The sequence below is a fragment of the Gemmobacter caeni genome, assembly GCF_003054195.1.
Classification (GTDB): Bacteria; Pseudomonadota; Alphaproteobacteria; order Rhodobacterales; family Rhodobacteraceae; genus Gemmobacter; species Gemmobacter caeni.
On record NZ_QBKP01000074.1, the window covers coordinates 1 to 1,316 of the forward strand.

General features: G+C 63.2%; 2 protein-coding genes. Both read left to right on the forward strand.

The genetic code is table 11. The features are described from left to right. Window positions 1-147: 147 nt before the first annotated feature. The gene (locus C8N34_RS25810) at window positions 148-447 is read left to right on the forward strand and encodes a hypothetical protein (protein WP_108131072.1); all 300 of its coding nucleotides are present in this window, start codon (window positions 148-150) and stop codon (window positions 445-447) included. 251 nt (window positions 448-698) lie between these two features. Further along, window positions 699-1,244 carry an N-acetylmuramoyl-L-alanine amidase gene (locus tag C8N34_RS25815; RefSeq protein ID WP_108131073.1) on the forward strand — a complete coding sequence of 182 codons (546 nt, stop codon included), beginning with the start codon at window positions 699-701 and terminating at the stop codon, window positions 1,242-1,244. Window positions 1,245-1,316: the final 72 nt, after the last annotated feature.

The window sequence follows — 1,316 nt, forward strand, 5'->3', positions numbered from 1 at the left end:
TGTTGCTGCGATAGGGCGTACCTATCTGCCGCTCAAACTTGCCCTGCCGTTCGCGCGGCGGGGCTTTTCTTTGTACCGGCCCATGCTGGCGATCTGATCCTTCACCCAGCCCCGCTTTGGCGGGCTTTTTCATGCGCAGGAGGCGCCGTGCAAGATCCATCCCCGTTTCGCAGCTTTGATTTCTGGATCGCGGTCATCGTCGCGCTCATCGTCAAGATCAGGACAACCAGGCAGCTCAGCCCGGCCAAGGTCATGGTGACGATGATTGTCGGTATCGGCGCGGCCGGGGTCAGTGCTGACTATGCTGCGCAGGTGTTCGGCGTGCCGCTGCCCATCGCTGCCGCCATTGTGACCCTGACGGCAGAGGGCGCGATGCGCTGGTTGCTGATCGGGGTCAATGACCCCAGGCAGATCATCGAGCTTTGGCGCCTCTGGCGCAAACCCTGAGGATGCGCAGGTCATCTGTGGCCGGTTCATTCCAGATTTTCGCCGCCAGATCGTCCAACGCTTCCTGGGTGAGGCCCGTGCTTGCAATGTAGGCGGAAAGTTCGGCACGCAAGTTTCGGCTGCGTTCCATGTAGGACTTCCCTTCAGAGCGGTCATCAACATCTAGCGGGTGTATAGAGGGCTTCCCTCAAAAGCCGCAACCCGGAAACCACCCGCCCGCCTCGCGCGGGCTTTTTTCATGGAGCAATGTAATGACCAAGGTCGCCTTGGTGATCGGGCATAACGCCCGGTCGCAGGGTGCTGTCCGTCAAACTGACGGGCGCACCGAATACGACTGGTGCGGTGATCTGGCCGCCGCCATCCGCGCCCGCGCGCCGGGGATGTATGAGGTTTTCCGGCGCCCTGCCGGTCGGCCGTACAGCGCGGAGATCCGCGAGACCTATGCCGCGGTGGACGCCAAGGGCGCAGCGGCATCGGTGGAACTGCACTTCAACGGCGGGCCGACCAGCGCCAGCGGTGCCGAAACCCTGACTAGTGGGTCCAAGGGTTCGCGGCGTCTGGCCGGTCTGATCCAGCCCGCCATGGTGCAGGCGCTCGGGCTGCGGGATCGCGGCATCATCGTCCGCGCGCGCAATGATCGAGGTGGCCTGAGCCTTCATGCAGGGCGCGCGCCTGCGGTGCTGCTGGAGCCGTATTTTGGCAGCAACCCGACCGACTGTGCCGCCGCCGACCGTCACTATGCAGCCCTGGTGCAGGGCATTCACAAGGCCTGTGTGGCCTATATCAACGGAGCCTGATCAATGGATTTTTTCCTCATCACCCGCATGGTGATCCTCTACCCGTTCTTTGCTTGGCTGGGCGGCACCGGC

Coding starts and splice junctions, on each gene's coding strand:
- C8N34_RS25815 (WP_108131073.1), top strand. CDS start 699: ATGACCAAGGTCGCCTTGGTGATCGGGCATAACGCCCGGTCGCAGGGT.